12 protein-coding genes are annotated in these 15,750 nt (G+C 68.6%); 10 read left to right on the top strand and 2 right to left on the bottom strand.

Annotation, left to right across the window (positions count from 1 at the left end; genetic code table 11):
- Positions 1–94 precede the first annotated feature (94 nt).
- The gene (locus tag Q8N10_RS10615) at positions 95–1,993 is read right to left on the bottom strand and encodes an ATP-binding protein (RefSeq protein WP_304775243.1); all 1,899 of its coding nucleotides are present in this window, start codon (positions 1,991–1,993) and stop codon (positions 95–97) included.
- 294 nt (positions 1,994–2,287) lie between these two features.
- Here Q8N10_RS10615 and Q8N10_RS10610 point away from each other — a divergent pair, with 294 nt between their 5' ends.
- Together Q8N10_RS10610 and Q8N10_RS10605 are read left to right on the top strand one after the other, a co-directional pair.
- Positions 2,288–2,557, top strand: coding sequence for a hypothetical protein (locus Q8N10_RS10610; protein ID WP_370690170.1), 270 nt, complete (start codon positions 2,288–2,290; stop codon positions 2,555–2,557).
- 164 nt (positions 2,558–2,721) lie between these two features.
- On the top strand, positions 2,722–3,063 hold the full coding sequence (locus tag Q8N10_RS10605) for a hypothetical protein (RefSeq protein WP_304775239.1): 342 nt from the start codon (positions 2,722–2,724) through the stop codon (positions 3,061–3,063).
- On the opposite strand, the gene Q8N10_RS10600 is transcribed toward Q8N10_RS10605, so the two are convergent.
- Positions 3,060–3,962, bottom strand: a complete 903-nt coding sequence (locus Q8N10_RS10600) for a DMT family transporter (protein WP_304775237.1) — start codon at positions 3,960–3,962, stop codon at positions 3,060–3,062. The genes Q8N10_RS10605 and Q8N10_RS10600 overlap by 4 nt on opposite strands.
- Before the next feature lie 205 nt (positions 3,963–4,167).
- On the opposite strand from Q8N10_RS10600, the gene Q8N10_RS10595 reads away from it, so the two are divergent.
- The 8 genes from Q8N10_RS10595 (at position 4,168) to Q8N10_RS10560 (ending at position 15,750) form a co-directional block, all read left to right on the top strand.
- Positions 4,168–5,337 carry a phosphoserine transaminase gene (locus Q8N10_RS10595; RefSeq protein WP_304775235.1) on the top strand — a complete coding sequence of 390 codons (1,170 nt, stop codon included), beginning with the start codon at positions 4,168–4,170 and terminating at the stop codon, positions 5,335–5,337.
- A gap of 83 nt (positions 5,338–5,420) precedes the next feature.
- Entirely contained in the window at positions 5,421–6,995 is a 1,575-nt protein-coding gene (serA, locus tag Q8N10_RS10590; RefSeq protein WP_304775233.1) for a phosphoglycerate dehydrogenase, read from the top strand.
- Between the two features lie 38 nt (positions 6,996–7,033).
- Entirely contained in the window at positions 7,034–7,390 is a 357-nt protein-coding gene (locus Q8N10_RS10585; RefSeq protein WP_304775231.1) for a hypothetical protein, read from the top strand.
- A gap of 82 nt (positions 7,391–7,472) precedes the next feature.
- Complete coding sequence (locus tag Q8N10_RS10580) at positions 7,473–8,258, top strand: ImuA family protein (protein WP_304775229.1); 786 nt, start codon at positions 7,473–7,475, stop codon at positions 8,256–8,258.
- The gene (locus Q8N10_RS10575; protein WP_304775227.1) at positions 8,176–9,696 is read left to right on the top strand and encodes a DUF6504 family protein; all 1,521 of its coding nucleotides are present in this window, start codon (positions 8,176–8,178) and stop codon (positions 9,694–9,696) included. The genes Q8N10_RS10580 and Q8N10_RS10575 overlap by 83 nt, the downstream gene beginning before the upstream one ends.
- Positions 9,693–12,884, top strand: coding sequence for an error-prone DNA polymerase (locus tag Q8N10_RS10570; protein ID WP_304775225.1), 3,192 nt, complete (start codon positions 9,693–9,695; stop codon positions 12,882–12,884). The genes Q8N10_RS10575 and Q8N10_RS10570 overlap by 4 nt, the downstream gene beginning before the upstream one ends.
- Before the next feature lie 95 nt (positions 12,885–12,979).
- Positions 12,980–14,473 carry a carboxylesterase/lipase family protein gene (locus Q8N10_RS10565; RefSeq protein ID WP_304775224.1) on the top strand — a complete coding sequence of 498 codons (1,494 nt, stop codon included), beginning with the start codon at positions 12,980–12,982 and terminating at the stop codon, positions 14,471–14,473.
- Entirely contained in the window at positions 14,470–15,750 is a 1,281-nt protein-coding gene (locus tag Q8N10_RS10560; protein ID WP_304775222.1) for a sulfatase, read from the top strand. The genes Q8N10_RS10565 and Q8N10_RS10560 overlap by 4 nt, the downstream gene beginning before the upstream one ends.

The raw sequence follows: 15,750 nt of genomic DNA, 5'->3' as shown, positions 1-15,750 counted from the left end.
CCGGTTGGCGTGCTTGAGGAGGAGATGAACATTTCGAACCTGAAACCGATCTGAGCCCGCCGTTGTCTGGCGTTCAGCTTCGCGGCAGCGGGGATCAGGCCGCGGCGGCTGCGCTGGCGGCGGCCGCATTCTGGGCGGCGTCGTTGAGGGCGCGGCTGATGGCCTCGTAGAGCTTGGCGATCTCGATGGGCTTGGCCACGTGACCGTCCATCCCGGCCGCCAGGTATTCCTCCACCTGGTGCGACAGGGCGTTGGCGGTGAGGGCCACGATGGGGGTCCGGGGGCGGCCCTGCTCGCGCTCGGCGGCGCGGATCGCCCGAGCGGCGTCGATGCCGTCCATCACCGGCATCTGGATGTCCATCAGGATCAGGTCATAGGCGCCGTCGCGCCAGGCCTCAAAGGCCAGCTTCCCGTCGGCGACGATATCGATGTCGAGGCCCAGCGAACCCATGACCGCGGCCAGGACCTGCTGGTTGGTGGGATTGTCTTCGGCCGCCAGCAGCCGCAGAGCGCCTTCTTCCGGATTGTCCCCGGCGGACGCCGCGGCTGGAGCCGCTGCGACGGCGACGCCGCGTTCCAGGGGCAGTTCGACGGTGAAGGTCGAGCCCTTGCCCTCGCGGCTGTCCACCCAGATCGCGCCCCCCATCATCTGGGTCAGCTCGCGGCAGATGGCGAGGCCAAGGCCGGTGCCGCCGAAGCGACGGGTGGCGGAGTTGTCGGCCTGGACGAACTTCTCGAACAGGGTCGCCTGCTTCTCGGCGGGGATTCCAAGGCCGGTGTCGCGCACCGTCAGCCGCACCGCGCCGGTGTCGGGGTTGAGGGAGAAGCTTGCGGCGACTTCGCCGGCTTGGGTGAACTTGACGGCGTTGGACAGCAGGTTGCCGACGATCTGACCCAGCCGGTCGGCGTCGCCACGCCAGGCGCCCTGTGCGGTCGCCTCGACGTCCAGCTTGAAATCGAGGCCCTTCTTCTCGGCCATGATCGCGAAGCTCTCACGAGCCGGGGCGATGGCGGACTCCAGGTCGAAGTCGTCGACAAGCAGGGTGAGCTTGCCGGCCTCGATCTTGGACAGGTCCAGCACGTCGTTCAGCACGGCCAGCAGCAGGCCGCCCGACTGGCGGATCACCTCCAGGCGCTCGCGCTGGATATCGTCCATCTGGCCCATGGACATGACCTCGGCCATGGCCAGGACACCGTTCAGCGGCGTGCGGATCTCGTGGCTCATATTGGCCAGGAACTGGGACTTCAAAGTATTGGCGGCGTTGGCGGCGTCGCGGGCCTCCACCAGTTCCTGCAGAGTCCTCTGCAGGGCCTGCTCGCGCTCGTCCAGCTTGGTCAGCAGATGGTTGAAGCTGGCGGTCAGGCTGCGGAACAGGGCGTCCTGCGCTTCCACCTGGACGGGAGCAAAGCTGCCGCTGGCCGCCACGTCATGCATGGCGTCGGACAGCTTTTGGACCGGCGCGATCACCCTATGGGCGAGCCCGCGGGCCAGGAACAGGGCCACGCCGACCCCACCGAAGAACAGGGCGCCGGTCAGGGCGACGAACTGGGGCAGCAGGGCGCCGAGCGCGGGCGGCATGACATCCACCACCAGTTCGCCCACACGCAGGCCTTGCACTTTCACCGGCGCGCGAATGACGTCGGTCCCGCCAGGCGCCCCCTGCGCACGCTGGTAGGTGGCGACGATCTGGCCAGACGAGTCCAGCAGACGGGCGCTGGTCACCGACTGGGCCTGGGAGAGGGCGGAGATGGCGGCTCGGGCGGCCTGAGCGTCCATCTGCGACAGGGCCGGGCCTGCGGCGCCCGCGGTGATCTCCGACAAGGCCACGTGATTGATGTGGCTCTGCTCGCGAGCCACCGCCCACTGTTGCAGCATGAAGGTGAGGCAGGCGGCGATCAACACCACCATGGTCGTGATCAGGGCGATACCCGCCACGCGAGCATGGAACGTCGCGTTGTGCGCCGGGCCCGTTGCGCGAAGTTGTTGGGTCATGAGCGTCCGCAGTCCCGTCCAGCAATCGAGCTCTAAGCCAATTCTCCTAACGCTTCGCTTCCAAGCACTCGCCTGTCGGGAGAATCCGTGTCCTTCCCGACACAGTCTCAACCTGTGCGCGTAGTTGTCGCAGTTAACAAAGTCTGAATCCCGTGGACGGAGCTTAACCTCTGGTTTACCTCTACTACCGTTGAGTTAATTCTCTTGGAGAGGGGCTCCCCCATGGAAAAGGCCTTTGTTGCGCAACGTGTCGCGACCAAGTTGTTCACGACGGAAGCCGCGGTTGACGCGGCCATGATCGAAGCTACCGAACTGATGGCGGACCTCCTGAAGGCCCGTTCCGACGTCGGAACCTCGCTGGTCTTCGCCGACGACGTTCAGATCAAGATGGTGGAAGCCATCAAGGCCCTGGGCGAAGCTCGCACCGCCATGGTTGGCGTGCACAATGAACTGACCGAGGCCAAGCTCCGCCTCGGCATCCGCACCACCCTCGGTGGCGCGGAGAACAAGCCGCCGCAGTTCATGCGCAAGGCGGAGAAGACCACCATGCGCGAGGTCGGCTGACCCGCTTGGTTGCAATAGTTTAACTAGTCTTGCGCCCCTAATGCCTGTTAGGGGCGCAAGACATGCCAATAACACTCTCTGCCCAAACTCTTTGGGTCGCCATCATCGCGGTCTGCGCGTTTGGGTTGCTTAAGGGCGGCCCGGCTGAGCGCATTGGCGCCAGCATGACTCTGCTGATCTCCATCGCCTTCGTCATCGTCAACGAGCTCGTGCCTGAAATGGCCCGCCCGGTACCCCATCTCGTGCTGGACGGGGTCTTGGCGCTGAGCTTTCTGGTGCTCGCGGTCCGCTACGCCAGCTTGTGGATCGGAGCGGTGATGCTGCTGCAGGGCGTGCAGTTCAGTCTCCACGCCTATTTCTTTGTCACCAAGCTGGTCCCTGGACGCACCTACGCCATAGTCAACAACCTGGTGACCTGGGGCACTCTGCTGGGGATTCTGCTGGGGACCCTAGCCGTCCTGCGGGCGACCCGCGCCGCCCGTTCCGCCCCTGCCCTGCCACGCTAGGTCGCCGCCGGAGCGCCGGCCCGCCGCGGCTCCAGAGTCGCCAGGGCCACGCCGCCGAGGATCAGGGCCAGGGCCGCGAAAGCCGTCCAGTTGAGCCGCTCGGCCAGGAACAAAACCCCCACAACCGTCGCCCAGAGCGGCGCCATGTAGATGGCCATGGACAGGAACAGCGGCCCTCGCCGCTGGATCAGATAGACATAGCCGATGGTGGCCAGCGCCGTGGGGAACACCCCCTGGGCTGTCACCGCCAGCACCGCGGACATCGGCGGCCAGGCCGGGAAGGGTCCGGTGAACACCGCCGCCGCCGTGGCGAACACCGCCCCCCAGGCGCACATCATCAGGGCCCCGACGCTCGACGGCACGGGCGGCGCGCGCTTGGTGACGACGTTGGACACCGCATAGAGGGCGGCGCCGGCCAGGGCGCCGATCACGGCCAGGGCCTCCAGGCTCAGCCCTCCGGTCAGGCGCGGCCCCACCAGCACCAGCAGGCCCACGAACCCCAGGCCTACGCCGCCGGCCTTTCGCGCGGTAAGCCGTTCGCCCGAGACGAAGGCATGGGCCAGCAAGGCCGTGAAGATCGGGGAGGCGCCGTTGCAGATGGCGTTGATCGCCGAGGGCAGGCGCTCGGCGGCGAGCGCGAAAAGCGCGAAGGGCACGGCCATCCCCACCAGGCCGTTGAAGGCGTAGAACCGCCAGGCGGGGTCCCGCCAGCCGGGCAGGCCTTGGCGCTGGACCGCCAGCACGAGGCCAAGGGTCGCCACCGCGATCCACAGCCGCAGGGCGGTGTTCCAGAAGGGCGGGATATGGGCGACGGCGATCTTCAACGCCGCGAAGGCCGATCCCCAGGTGACCACCAGGGCGGCCAGGACCAGCCAGTCTATGGGTTTCGGACGGGTCATGGCTTGCGGGGGCGCTCCGGCGGCGGTCGCCGCGGGCCCAGGAATCATGGCTGGCCGCCGAGGCCAAGCCTATGTGGCGCCTGCGCCGCTCAATCTGTCTTTCGGAAAATTACGCTTGCCCTGTTCGCGAAACGGGAGTTTTTGCGCGGCGGGCCACGCCCCCCCAACGGGGCGCTGCTCATCTGTAAGGATGGGAGACATCGCTATGAATACCCTCGCCAAGCCGGCCATGCGCCCGGCTCGCCCCGAATTCTCATCCGGCCCGTGCGCCAAGCGCCCCGGATGGACTCCTCAAAATCTCCAGAACGCCGTCCTCGGACGCTCGCACCGCTCCAAGCTGGGCAAGGCCCGGCTCAAGGAAGCTATCGACCGCACCCGTGAGGTGCTGCAGGTGCCGGACGACTATCTGATCGGAATCGTCGCCGGCTCGGATACGGGCGCCGTGGAAATGGCCCTGTGGTCGATGCTGGGTCCCAAGACCGTGCAGCTTCTGGCCTTCGAGAGCTTCGGCAAGGACTGGGTCACCGACGTCGTCAAGCAGTTGAAGCTGCCGGCTGAGGTGCTGGACGCCCCCTATGGCGAACTTCCGGACCTGACCAAGGTTCGCAAGGACGCCGACCTGGTCTTCACCTGGAACGGCACCACCTCCGGCGTTCGGGTTCCCAACGCCGACTTCATCGCCGCCGACCGTGAAGGCATCACCATCTGCGACGCCACCAGCGCCGCCTTCGCCCAAGCCCTTGACTGGGCCAAGCTCGATGTTGTGACCTTCTCCTGGCAGAAGGCGCTCGGGGGCGAAGGCGCTCACGGCGTCCTGATCCTCGGCCCCCGTGCCGTGGAGCGCCTGGAAAGCCATACGCCCGCCTGGCCCATGCCCAAGCTGTTCCGCATGACCAAGGGCGGCAAGGTCAGCCTCGACATCTTCGAGGGCGCCACCATCAACACGCCGTCCATGCTCTGCGTGGAAGACGCCATCGACGCGCTCAAATGGGGCGCCTCCATCGGCGGCCTGGCCGAGATGCAGCGCCGCGCCGACGCCAACCTGGGCGCCCTGGCCGACTGGGTCGCCAAGACCCCGTGGGTGGAGTTCCTGGCCGCCGATCCGGCGACCCGGTCCAACACCTCGGTGTGCCTCAAGGTGGTCGATCCGGCCATCACGGCGCTTTCCGACGACGCCCAGGCCGACTTCGCCAAGAAGCTGGCCGCCATCCTCGAGAAGGAAGGCGTGGCCCTGGATATCGGCGGCTATCGCGACGCCCCGGCGGGTCTGCGGATCTGGTGCGGCGCCACGGTGGAGACCTCTGACCTGGAGGCCCTGACGCCCTGGCTCGACTGGGCGTTCGCGTCCACTTCCGCCGACCTGCAAGCCGCCTAAGACCCTTCGCGCTCCCGCCGCCCGGACCGCCGCACGCGCCGGCGCCGGGAGCGCGCTCCCACATCGCCTAAGGATACCGCCCCATGCCCCGCGTCCTCATCGCCGACAAGCTGAGCCCCGCCGCCATCGACATCTTCAAGCAACGCGGCGTCGACGCCGACGTGAAGACCGGCCTCAGCAAGGAAGAACTGCTCAAGATCATCGACCAGTATGACGGCCTGGCCGTTCGCTCGGCCACCAAGGCCGACAAGGACGTCATCGCCGCCGCCACCAACCTGAAGGTCATCGGCCGCGCCGGCATCGGCGTGGACAATGTCGACATCCCCGCCGCGACCTCCAAGGGGATCGTGGTGATGAACACCCCCTTCGGCAACTCGATCACCACGGCCGAGCACGCCATCGCCATGATGTTCGCCCTGGCCCGCCAGCTGCCCGCCGCCGATGTCTCCACCCAGGCCGGCAAGTGGGAGAAGAACCGCTTCATGGGCGTGGAGCTCTACGCCAAGACGCTCGGCCTGATCGGCGCCGGCAACATCGGCGGCATCGTCGCCGACCGCGCCAACGGCCTGAAGATGAAGGTCGTGGCCTACGACCCCTTCCTCTCGGCCGAACGCGCCGTGGAGCTGGGCGTGGAGAAGGTCGAGCTCGACGAGCTGCTGGCCCGCGCTGACGTCATCACCCTGCATACCCCGCTCACCGACAAGACCCGCAACATCCTGTCGGCCGAGGCCCTGGCCAAGGCCAAGAAGGGCGTGCTGATCATCAACTGCGCCCGCGGCGGCCTGGTGGATGAGGCCGCCCTGCGCGCCGGCCTCGACAGCGGCCACATCGGCGGCGCGGGCTTCGACGTCTTCGTGGAGGAGCCGGCCAAGGATAACGTGCTGTTCGGCGCCGAGAACTTCATCGCCACCCCGCACCTTGGCGCCTCGACCATGGAGGCCCAGGAGAATGTGGCCCTGCAGGTCGCCGAGCAGATGAGCGACTACCTGCTCACCGGCGCGGTTTCCAACGCCCTGAACAGCCCCTCGGTCACCGCCGACGAAGCGCCCAAGCTGAAGCCCTTCGTGGCCCTGGCCGAACGCCTCGGCGCCTTCGCCGGCCAGATGGTCGACGTGGAGGTCAAGGCCATCGACATCGCCTATGAGGGCGAGGTCGCCAACCTCAACACCCGTCCCCTGACCGCCGCCGCCCTGGCCGGCGTGATGCGGCCCATGCTGGCGGAGATCAATATGGTCTCGGCGCCCGCCATCGCCCGCGAGCGCGGCATCTCGGTCTCGGAGAGCAAGCAGGACGACAGCCCCATCTATGAGAGCCTGGTGCGGATCACCGTCACCACGGCGATGGGCAAGCGCTCCTTCGCCGGCTCGGTGATGGCGGGCGCCCCGCGCATCATCGAGGTCAAGGGCATGGACCTGGACGCGCCCTTTGGCTCGACCATGCTCTACGTCAACAACCTGGATAAGCCGGGCTTCATCGGCAATCTCGGCGCCGTCCTGGCCGACGCCAATGTCAACATCGCCACCTTCAACCTGGGCCGGGTCTCCGCCGGCGAAGACGCCATCGCCCTGGTGGGCGTCGACCAGGACCCGTCGGAAGCCCTGATCACCAAGATCCGCGCCCTGCCGCACGTGAAGGAAGCCCGCACCCTGCGGTTCTAGAACTTGATCGGCGGCGGCTTCCTCGTGAAGCTGCCGCCATGTCTCGTCCCGAACGACATTCCCACACCGTACCCGGCGGTCGTGCCTACTGGCTGACGCAGAAGCTGTGGGCCGCCGCCGCCGGACTGCCGGTGATCCAGGTCGCCATCGCCGATATCCCGGAATTCGACCAGGACTGCTGGTTCCGAGGACAGGCGCCCAGCCTGCGCGACGTGGCCGCGCACGCGCGGCGGATCATGGCGGCCGACCTTTCCTATCCGATTATCTTCTCCGCCGACGGCCGCCTGATGGACGGTGGCCACCGTATCGCGCGCGCCTGGATCGAGGGCCGAGCCCAGATCGACGCCGTCCGGTTTACGGTCGATCCCGAGCCGGAAGAAATTCACAGCCTCTAGCCGGCGACGGACTCCACCGTGGGGTGATTGACTCTTGCTGATCCGAGCCTAGAACAAAATAGGAACAAAGGAACAGGAAGTCATGTCCGGTTTTCGCGATGAGCGGCTCGCCGCTCTCAAGGCGAAGATCGCCACCCTCGAGGCGGGCGGACGGACGGACTCTGAATCCCTGCCCTTCGGTGATCCCCGCATCGACAGCTGCTTCCTGGGGGACGGTCTTCCCCTGGGCTGCTGGCACGAGTTCGGGGCTGAGGGGATGGAGGCCGAGACCGCCGCCTGTCCCGCCGCCTTCGCCGCCCTGGTCGCCGCGCCGCTCGCCAGGCGCGGCGAGGCGGTGTGGATCCTGCGCCGCGATGACCTCTTCGCGCCAGGCCTGGTGGGGCTTGGCTTTCCCGCCGAGCGGCTGATCCAGGTCTGCGCCCGCGACGAGGACGAGGCCCTGGCCGTGGCCGAGGACGCGCTCGCCACCCCCGGCGTGGCCGCCGTCTTCGCCGAGGTGGAGGCCGTCAGCCTGACCGCCGGGCGACGCCTGCAGCTGGCCTGCGAGAAGCGCGGCGCCACCGGCTTCGTGATCCGCAGGCGGCCCTATGGCGGCAAGGCCCGGGGCGCGACCGGCTCAGCCGCGGCCAGCCGCTGGCGGGTGACCCCCGCCGCCAGCGAGCCGGGACCGGGGGAATTTGGCCTGGGTCCCCCGCGCTGGGCGGTGACCCTGGAACGCTGCCGCGGCGGCCGTACCGGCGCCTGGCTGTTCGAGGCGGGCGACGCCTACACCCATGAGGCTTCTGATGGCACGCATCCTCTGCGCCTGGTCGCCCCTCTGGGCGATCTCCAACTGGCGACGGCGCAACCCCTCCGCCGCGCAGGCTAGCCCCTTCGCGCTCATCGAGTCCGCCAAGGGCACGCGGCGTCTGTCGGCCGTGGACCGGGCGGGCCGCAGGTTGGGCCTCTATGTGGGCCAGAAGGTCACCGATGCGGCGGCCATCGCCCCGGACCTAATCACCGCCGAGGCCGAGCCGGAGGCCGACGCCCTGGCGCTGTCGGCCCTGGTGGACTGGTGCGTCCGCTTCTCGCCGGCCGTCGCCGCCGACGAACCCGACGGCCTGTTCCTCGACATCAGCGGGGTCGCCCACCTGTGGGGTGGGGAGGAGGCGCTGCTGGCCGATTTCCGCGCCCGGTTGATGGCCAATGGCCTGGCCTTCCGCGTCGCCATCGCCGACACCCCCGGCGCGGCCTGGGCGCTGGCCCACTATGGCGAGGACGGCGCCATCGCCCGGCCTGGACAGCAGATCGGCCTGCTGGCGCCCCTGCCGCCGGCGGCCTTGCGGCTGGCGCCTGAGACCGCCGCCCAGATCGACCGCCTGGGGTTGAAGGCGCTCGCCCAGCTCTTCGACATTCCCCGCGCGCCGCTCGCCCGCCGCTTCGGCATCGAGACCCTGACCCGCATCGACCAGGCGCTGGGGCGCTCCAAGGAGGCGTTGACCTATCGCCGCCCCCCCAATCCCTGGTTCGCGCGCCTGGCCTTCGCCGAGCCGATCAGCGCGCCGGACGACATGGCCCGCGTCACCATCGACGTCGCCGCCAAGCTCTGCGCGCGGCTGGAGAAGGAAGGACAGGGGGCGCGGCGCTTCGAGCTCTGCTTCCATCGCCTGGATGGCTATGTGGCGCCGCTGACCATCGGCCTGTCCCTGGCCGGGCGCGACGCCGCCCGCATCGCCAAGCTGTTCGCGCCGAAGCTGGAGACCGTCGATCCGGGCTTCGGGATCGAGGTGGTGACCCTGGAGGCCGCCGAGGTGGAGCCAGTGTCCGGCCGCCAGGCCCGCCTGGACAGCCTGATCGAGGCCGGCGGCGCCGAGGGCCTCGCACCCCTCATCGACCGGCTCACCAACCGGCTGGGTGAGGACCGGGTCTGGAAGGCGCGTCCGGTGGAGAGCCACGTCCCCGAACAGTCCGCCACGCCGGGCGCGCCCATGGCCCCGCCGCTGGCCGGATGGGACCCGGAACGCCCCCGGCCCCTGCGCCTGTTCAGCCGGCCCGAGCCCCTGGAACTGGTGATGGCCCCGATCCCCGATGACCCGCCGGTGCAGTTCCGCTGGCGCGGCCAGATGCACCGGGTGCGCCGCGCCGAGGGCCCCGAGCGGATCGGCGAGGAATGGTGGCGCGGCGCCATCGAGGACGCCCGCACCACGCACATCCGCGACTATTACCGGGTGGAGGACGAGACCGGCGCCCGCTTCTGGTTGTTCCGCGCCGGCATCTACGCCCCCGGCGTGGAGGCCAAGTGGTGGCTGCACGGGCTGTTCGCATGACCCGCTATGTCGAGCTGCAGACCACCACCAACTTCTCCTTCCTGCGGGGCGCGTCGCACCCGCACGAACTGGTGGAGACGGGCGCGGCCCTGGGCCTCGACGCCATCGGCGTCGTCGATCGCAACAGCCTGGCCGGTGTGGTGCGCGCCTGGTCGGCGGTGAAGGAGCTGGGGAAGCACACGACGTTCCGCGCCTTCACCGGCTGTCGTCTCGATTTCGCCGACGGGACGCCAAGCCTGCTCTGCTACCCCTCCGACCGCGAGGCCTATGGCCGGCTGACCCGCCTGCTCACCGCCGGCCAGCGGCGCTGCCTCAAGGGCGAGTGCGAACTGCACTGGGAAGACTATCTCCAGCACGCCGAGGGCCAGCTCACCCTGGTGGTTGCGCCGCTTCGCCTGGACGCCGAATTCGAGGCCAAGCTGGTGATGATCGCCCAGTCCCTGCGAGGCTCGGTCTGGCTGGCGGCGTCGCGGCCCTATGGCGCGCGGGATCTGCACCGCCTTTCGAAGCTGGCGGCCCTGGCCCAGAACAGCGGAGCCCCGATGGTGGCCACCAACGACGTCCTCTACCACGGCCCCGAACGCCGGGCCCTGCAGGACGTGGTCACCTGCATCCGCGAGACCTGCACCATCCACGAGGCCGGCCTGCGCCTGGAGGCCAACGCCGAGCGGCACCTGAAGAGCCCCGAGGAGATGGCCCGTCTGTTCGCCAGGTTCCCCGGGGCGGTGGAGCGCAGCGTCGAGATCGCCGGGCGGATCAAGTTCGATCTTTCCGATCTCAGCTACGAGTATCCCGACGAGCCGGTGCCGCCGGGCAAGACCGCGATCCAGCATCTCCGCGACCTGGCCTGGGCGGGGGCTGAGTGGCGGTTCGCGGGGGGTATGGGAGAAAAGGAGCGCGCGACGATCCAGCACGAGCTCGACCTGATCGAGAAGCTGGGCTTCGCCAACTACTTCCTTACCGTCCACGACATCGTCGCCTGGGCCCGCAGCCAGGACATCCTCTGCCAGGGGCGCGGATCGGCCGCCAATTCCTGTGTCTGCTTCTGCCTGGGGATCACGGCGGTGGACCCCACCAAGGACGACCAGGACCTGCTGTTCTCCCGCTTCATCTCCGAAAAGCGCGGCGAGCCGCCCGACATTGATGTCGATTTCGAACATGAGCGCCGGGAGGAGGTGATGCAGTACGTCTATCGCCGCTACACCCGCGAGCGGGCCGCCATCGTCGCCACGGTCATCCACTACCGCCCCCGCATGGCCATCCGCCAGGTGGGCAAGGCGCTGGGCCTGACCGAAGACGTCACCGCCGCCCTGTCTGGCACCGTCTGGGGCAGTTGGGGCGACATGACCGCCGATGAGCACATCCGCCAGACGGGGCTGGATCCCGACAATCCCGAAATCCGCCGGGCTACGGCGCTCGGCCAGGAACTGCTGAAGTTCCCGCGCCACCTGTCGCAGCATGTCGGCGGCTATGTGCTCACCAAGCGTCGGCTGGACGAGACCGTGCCGATCGGCAACGCCGCCATGGCTGACCGCACCTTCATCGAATGGGACAAGGACGACATCGACGCCATCGGCCTGATGAAGGTCGATATCCTGGCGCTCGGCATGCTGACCGCCCTGAAGCGCAGCTTCGACATGCTGCCGCCCCTGGAGGACGGAACCGTCATCAGCGACATCGCCCACATCCCGCAGGAGGCGTCCGAGGTCTATGACATGCTCTGCAAGGCCGACTCCGTGGGGGTTTTCCAGGTGGAGAGCCGGGCCCAGATGTCGATGCTGCCGAGACTGCGGCCTCGCAAGTTCTACGACCTGGTGATCGAGGTCGCCATCGTCCGGCCGGGTCCCATCCAGGGCAACATGGTCCATCCCTATCTGAAGCGCCGCGCCGACCCGAGCCAGGTCAGCTATCCGCGACCCTCGGAGGGGTTCGACCAGAAGGAGATGGAGCGGATTCTCAAGAAGACCCTGGGGGTGCCGCTCTTCCAGGAACAGGCCATGCGGATCGCTATCGAGGGCGCCAATTTCAGTGACACCGCCGCCGACGGCCTGCGCCGGGCCATGGCCACCTTCCGACACCACGGCAATGTCGGGGAATACGGCGAGAAGTTCATCGCCGGCATGCTGGCCAAGGGCTACGACGAGGAGTTCACCAACAACTGTTTCGGACAGATCGAGGGCTTCGGCTCCTACGGCTTCCCCGAAAGCCACGCCATCAGCTTTGCCCTGCTGGTCTACGCCTCGGCCTGGGTGAAGTGCTTCTGGCCCGACGCCTTCTGCGCCTCCCTGCTCAACAGCCAGCCCATGGGCTTCTACCAGCCGGCCCAGCTGGTCCGCGACGCCCGCGAGCATGGGGTGGAGGTGCGCGCGCCCGACGTGATGGCCAGCGACTGGGACTGCACCCTGGAGCCGCTGGCAGGCCAGCGCCTGCGCGCCGTGCGCCTGGGCCTGCGGCAGATCAAGGGCTTCAAGGAAGGCGACGGGAAGACCTTGATGAAGATGCGCGCCGCCGGCGCCTGCACGCTCGAGGCCTTCGCGCGCGGCCTGTCGCGACGCGCCATGGAGCTGCTGGCCGAGGCCGACGCCTTCGCGGGGATGGGCCTGAGCCGCCGCCAGGCCCTGTGGGCGGTCAAGGGGCTGCTGGGGGAGACCAGGGTCGAGATCGAGGCCCCGCTGCTGGCCGCGATGGACCGTCCGGAGGTCCAGGTCGAGCTGCCCCTGATGAGCCTGCCCATGAATGTCACCGAGGACTACCGCACCACGCGCCTGTCCCTGAAGGCCCACCCTTGCGAATTCTTCCGGGGGGAACTGGCCCAGGCGGGTGCGGTTCCGTCGGCGGCGCTGAAGCATATGCGCGACCGGCGCTGGACCTCTGTGGGGGGGATCGTCCTGGTGCGCCAGCGGCCGGGCACCGCCAAGGGGGTGGTGTTCATGACCCTGGAGGACGAGAGCGGGATCGCCAATATCGTCATCTGGAAGGACGCCTTCGAGGCCAACCGCCGGCTGGTGATGACCGCCACCCTGCTGCAGGTCCACGGCCAGCTGCAGATCGAGAGCGACGTGGTCCACCTGGTGGCCAAGAGCTTCACCGACCTCTCCCACCTCACCGCCCGCCTGCGCGACGAGGGGCCGGCGGCGGATTCCGGACGCAAGGCTGGGGGCCTGATCCACAGCCGCGATTTCCACTAGAGCGTGGCCTTGACCCGGGTCCCTGGCCGGCGAATGGTTCGGCCCGACATTTCAAGATGGCCGACCGCATTTCAGGCCGCCCGGGGACGAAACCCATGAAGCTCGCCGTGTTTTCCACGATCCTGGCGCTCGTCGCCGCCCCGGCCCTGGCGCAGTCGGTCAAGGCGACCGTGGAAGGCGGCGTGATCGTCGGAACCGAAACCCCGACCGCGGCCATCTACCGGAACATTCCCTATGCCGCCCCACCCATCGGGCCCCAGCGCTGGGCGCCGCCCGCCAGGGTGGTTCCCTGGGCCGGCGAGCGGGACGGGACCAAGGCTGGGGTCTCCTGCATGCAGACCATGCGCGCCGACGGCGCCCCCAACTCCGGCAGCGCCAATGGGCCGATGAGCGAGGATTGCCTGCAGCTCAACGTCTTCGCGCCCAAGGGGGCCAGGAAGGCGCCCGTGATGGTCTGGCTGCACGGCGGCTCGCACCGCTATGGCGCCGGCTGGATATATGACGGCTCCAACTTCGCCCGCGACGGGGTGGTGCTGGTGGCCATCAACTACCGCCTGGGCCCGTTGGGCTACTTCGCCCACCCGGCCCTGACCCAGCAGGCTGGCGCAGGGATGGTTGGCAACTATGGCTTGATGGATCAGATCGCCGCCCTCGAATGGGTGAAGCGCAACATCAGGACCTTCGGCGGTGACCCCGCCAATGTCACCGTCTTCGGCGAGAGCGCCGGGGGCGCCAGCACGCTCGCCCTGTTGGCCGCACGGAGGTCCAAGGGCCTCTACCAGAAGGCGGTCGTGCAATCGGGCGGCGGCTGGGGCGCTCCCACGACCCTGGCCGACAAGGAGGCCGAGGGGGTGAAGGCCGCCGCCGCGCTGGGTCTGACGGCCCCCGCCGCCGATCAGCTTCGCGCTGTTCCCGCCGCCGATCTCATCGCCAAGGCGCAGGGCGATTTCGGGCCCTTCGTCGATGGCCGGCTGATGAAGCAGACCCCGGCCCAGGCCTTCGCCGCGGGCCGCGCCAACGATGTGCCCCTGATCATCGGCTCCAATTCCGGCGAGGACTCGTTGATGAGCGAGTTCGGCCTGGGTGCGGCGGCTGTCGGCAAGGCCCTGCCGCAGGCCGTGCGTACGGTCTATGCCCAAGAGGCCGCTCAGAGCGATGAGGTCCTGGGCCGCGCGGTGTTCACTGACCGAGCCTTCGGCGCGCCGGCGCGCTGGACGGCCGCCAAGGCCGCCAAGGGCAAGCCCGCCTGGCTCTACCACTTCTCCTATGTGGGCTCGCGTTTCCGCCCGATGGTCACGCGGGCCTTCCACGCCGCGGAGATCCAGTACGTCTTCGAGTACTGGGGCCGTCGCACGCCGCTGAGCATGATCAAGCCTGACGACCAGGCCATGGCGACGCTGATGCACGGCTGCTGGGTGGCCTTCGCCAAGACCGGCAAGCCCGATTGCGCCGGCTGGCCGGCCTATGATCCCAAGTCCGACCAGCTGATGGAGTTCGGCGCCCCGAGCGGTGTCCGCACCAACTTCCGCAAGTCCCGCCTGGACGCCCAGGAGGCCGCCGCCCTGCCGACCCTGGAGCTGGCGAAATGACCGGCCGCCAACCCAACTTCATCGTCATCCTGGCCGACGACCTGGGCTATGGCGATCTCGGCTGCGATGGCGGAAGCATCATCCGCACGCCGAACCTGGACCAGATGGCCGCCGAGGGGGTCCGGTTCACCGACTTCTACGCCTCGGCCAATGTCTGCACCCCGTCGCGGGCCGGCCTGCTCACCGGCCGCTACGCGATCCGTTCAGGGCTGGCCCATGAGGTGATCCAGCCCGCCGACACCACCGGCCTGCCGCTCAGCGAGATCACCATCCCCAAGGCGCTCGGCGACGCCTACGCCACCGCCCTGATCGGCAAGTGGCATCTGGGCCATGTGGCGCCCCATTGGCCGCCCACGGTCCATGGCTTCGACCGCTTCTACGGCCTGCCCTACAGCCACGACATGAAGCCGCTGGCGCTCTATGCGGGCGAGGGGGCCGGGGTCGAGGTCATCGAGCCGAAGCCCGATTTCGCCAAGCTGACCCAGACCTTCTTCGAGCAGACGATCGCCTTCGTGGAGGAGAACCGCGACAGGCCCTTCTTCGCCCTGGTCACCCTGACCGCCCCGCACATCCCGCTGAAACCCAATCCCGACGACCTCACCGGCTCCCCCGGCGGCGCCTATGGCGAGGTGGTGGAGGAGATCGACCTCAATGTCGGGCGCCTGTTGGCCAGGCTGAAGGCGCTCGGCCTCGACGAAGACACCCTGGTCATCTTCACCTCTGACAACGGCCCCTGGTTCGAGGGGTCATCGGGCCCCTTCCGCGACCGCAAGGGCGGCTCGGCCTGGGACGGAGGCTTCCGGGTGCCCTTTATCGCCCGTCAGCCGGGAACCCTGCCGGCCGGGCTCGTCACCGACGCGCTCTCCAGCAATCTGGATATCCTGCCCACCCTTCTGGCCATGGCGGGGATCGCGGTTCCCGCCGACCGCGAGCTGGACGGCGCCGATCTCAGCGCGGTGATGACCCGTGGCGCGGCCTCGCCGAACGAGCAGATCGTGCTGTTCGACAACACCCATGTCGCGGCCGTCCGCACCGCGCGCTGGAAATATGTGGTGCGTTCCTACTACCGGACCTACGACGTGCCGCTGGACCGCTATCCCCTGCTGTTCGACATGGGGTCCGACCCCGGCGAGAATTACAGCGTGGCGTCCCTCCATCCCCAGGCGCTGGCCGACATGACCGCCCGGGTGGCGGCGGCCCGTGCGAAATACGGTCCCATTGGCCAGGCCTTCCCGCCTCACGTCGCGCCCGCCAGCGCCGCCGACCATCCAGACTGA

The organism is Phenylobacterium sp. (assembly GCF_030693625.1).
Classification (GTDB): domain Bacteria; phylum Pseudomonadota; class Alphaproteobacteria; order Caulobacterales; family Caulobacteraceae; genus Phenylobacterium; species Phenylobacterium ferrooxidans.
The sequence above is the reverse complement of the archived record's forward strand: the minus strand, read 5'-3'. Positions and strand labels throughout refer to the sequence as shown.